The 2,471-nt window shown below is 65.7% G+C and carries 2 protein-coding genes and 3 pseudogenes; 2 read left to right on the forward strand and 3 right to left on the reverse strand.

The annotated features are described in order from the left end of the window. Positions 1-334 precede the first annotated feature (334 nt). Positions 335-547 carry a hypothetical protein gene (locus tag ACY45C_RS18985; protein ID WP_462188927.1) on the reverse strand — a complete coding sequence of 71 codons (213 nt, stop codon included), beginning with the start codon at positions 545-547 and terminating at the stop codon, positions 335-337. Between ACY45C_RS18985 and ACY45C_RS18990 the strand changes: the two genes are divergently transcribed. Both ACY45C_RS18990 and ACY45C_RS18995 read left to right on the forward strand, forming a co-directional pair. Next, the gene (locus ACY45C_RS18990) at positions 527-688 is read left to right on the forward strand and encodes a CRISPR-associated endoribonuclease Cas6 (RefSeq protein ID WP_462188934.1); all 162 of its coding nucleotides are present in this window, start codon (positions 527-529) and stop codon (positions 686-688) included. The two genes, ACY45C_RS18985 and ACY45C_RS18990, sit on opposite strands and share 21 nt — an antisense overlap. A 495-nt stretch (positions 689-1,183) precedes the next feature. Continuing rightward, positions 1,184-1,315, forward strand: a pseudogene (locus ACY45C_RS18995) (CRISPR-associated endonuclease Cas2); the annotation flags it as partial. A 238-nt stretch (positions 1,316-1,553) separates the two neighbouring features. Here the strand turns inward: ACY45C_RS18995 and ACY45C_RS19000 are convergent. Then, positions 1,554-1,685, reverse strand: a pseudogene (locus ACY45C_RS19000) (neutral zinc metallopeptidase); the annotation flags it as partial. A 38-nt stretch (positions 1,686-1,723) separates the two neighbouring features. Then, a pseudogene (locus tag ACY45C_RS19005) lies at positions 1,724-2,284 on the reverse strand (neutral zinc metallopeptidase); the annotation flags it as partial. Positions 2,285-2,471: the final 187 nt, after the last annotated feature.

A 2,471-nucleotide genomic window follows, 5' to 3' on the forward strand; every position in this document is an offset into this window, starting at 1 on the left:
ACACGAGGCATGCCACATCAGGTCACAGCAGGCCACGTCGAGCCAACATTACGCACAGTTACCAAACTGGCTGGGGTTTCACGCCCACCCCGGTTAACTTCGAAGACCCTTGATGTCGCAGCCGACCAGCCGGCCATCAAGTGGGAAGATGTCTTTACTCCGGCGCGGGCCGTTACCTACGATCTGATTCGGAGCCAGGACCCGGCCTTGGCCGAGGAACTGCATGACCGGGGATACGCCGGGAAATCACTGCGTCCACTCGGTGTCTCGCCTCCACATTTCCGGGACACACGGAAGCCCCGCGGTGTCTATGCGACCTCCGGCGATGGTTCTCTCAGACCACCCGCAGTTCGCCGATCGCCTGAGCCATAACCTGCGGCACAAGGCCGACCTGCTCGGCCTGCCGTCGGACGTGGACGTCGAAGTCGTCTCCGCTGGACCTCCCCGGAAATTTCTGGTACAGCGGGCGCCGCGGCACGGCAGCACCGCCGCCGTGCGCATCAAAGGGGACGTAATGAAGTAACAAATACGTGATCGAGAGCATCATCGCAGGTCACAGGCCTGTGGAGGGTTCGAAACGCGCAAGTTATTTCATTTCGACTCCAAAGCAGACGCCGCCCTGCTGGACGCCATTTATGACTGGGGCCTGGGACTGGCGACCAACCAGGGGTTCGGATGGATTCGGTAGCATGTCCGTAACCGGCGCAGTCCCCGTCACGGCCAACAATTTATTGCTGTTGACCGAGCATCCGTTGCAGCGGAGCGGAGCTCGGTCGATCGCCGTTCTCGCCGGCCGGGAAAATGTTGAGGACGTTACCGGAGAGGACCTGGGCAGGGTAGCCGAACAGATCGTCACGGACGTCGTTCAGGCCGCGATCGCCGGCAAGGATTATCTCGCCTACGACTGGTGGAAAATCCTCTTCGCAATGTATCCGAACGCGAAACCCACCCCCGCCAGGCGGACCCGGGACCGGGCCGAGCTGACCGCGGAGGTGAAGGAGTTCTTCGCGCCGGATCGGGCCGACGACGCGCTACCGGCCGTGTGCCTTCTGCGAGGGCCCCACCGACGTCCTCTGGGCGAAGTCGAACCTGCCGATGTTCGACACCACTCCGATCCGACGGGTGATGATCCCTATTCGTCGTTCTGGTCTACGACACGGCGGCGGAACGCAACCCCTAGGCGTTGCGCACGTGCCGCAAGTACCTGCACTGGGTGCAACGCAGTGTCTTCGAGGGCGAACTGTCGGCCGCGCAGTATCGTGCGCTGGTGACCACGCGGCGCGGCCAGCCTGATCTCCTTTACGGCAACATCCGCCGGGGCACGGGACGCCCCGCCCGCCCTGGCACCGGGAGCTGAGAACCGCCTGAACCCACCGGTCGGTGAAGCTCGGTGGAACCATCGGTCGGTTTTCGCTCAGGCGTGCGGCACGGTGCCGCAGGACGCCGTCGACGCGCCCCGGTAGCCGGTGAGGAAGGCATCGCGGCGCTGCCCGCGCCGACCCGTGCGGCCAGGTCTCCAGGTTGACCTGGCCGGATGCCCTGACCTGAATCCGGTCGTCGCCGACGGCCTCCGCCCCGCCGAGCGCCTGGTCAAGGTCGGCCTCGCCGATGGTGACGTTCCCGCCGGTGTTCGCGAGGGTGCTCCAGACCCCGGCGTAGCAGTCGGCCTGCAGTTCGAGCTGCACTGAGCTCGTTCTCCCGGGACGGGGTCCGCCCGCTGTGCCTGCCGCACCCGCGCCTCGGTCCCGGTCAGCGTCTGCAGATGGTGCCCGACCTCGTGCGCCACGATGTACGCCTGCGCGTAGCGTCCCTCGGCGCCGAAGTCGCGCTGGAGCTGGGCGAGGAATCCGAGATCGATGTAGACCTTGCGGTCCGGCGGGCAGTAGAATGGCCCGACCTGGGCAGACGCCACGCCACAGCCGGTCTGGACGGCTTGGGAGAAGTAGACCAGGCGGGGCTTGGTATACATCTGGCCGTTCCGGGCGAACTGAGCGGTCCAGACCTCATTGATCTCGTTGAACGCCTTGAGGACGAAGCGGTCGTCGTATTCATCGATGGCCGCGGCGGTGTTGCACCGCTGCGCGAGGTCGCCCGACGACTGCCCGGGCTGCGACAGGGGTGCCGTACCAGCGTCGGTACCACCGCCGAGCACCGTCACCACCAGGTAGATGAGCAGACCGACGATGCTCACCCCACCGCCACCGACAGCGATCCCCCTGCCGAGACCACCACCTCGCCTGTCCTCGAGCTCGGATGTGTCGACCGACGAGTCGTCGAACTGCATGACCTGCCTTCCGCCTTCCCCTTCTCCCCGGGCATGACCGGTCAGCCGGGTTCCGCAGGCAGTATGTCCATGCCGATCGGCTCTCGAATCTGGACCCGTCGGCTCTCGCGCCCGGCCCGGCCGACGTCACGACCGACACCGCACCAGCCGGGAACCCGTAGTCGATTCATGACACAAAGCTGTGGGG

Source organism: Frankia sp. CcWB2, from assembly GCF_977927585.1.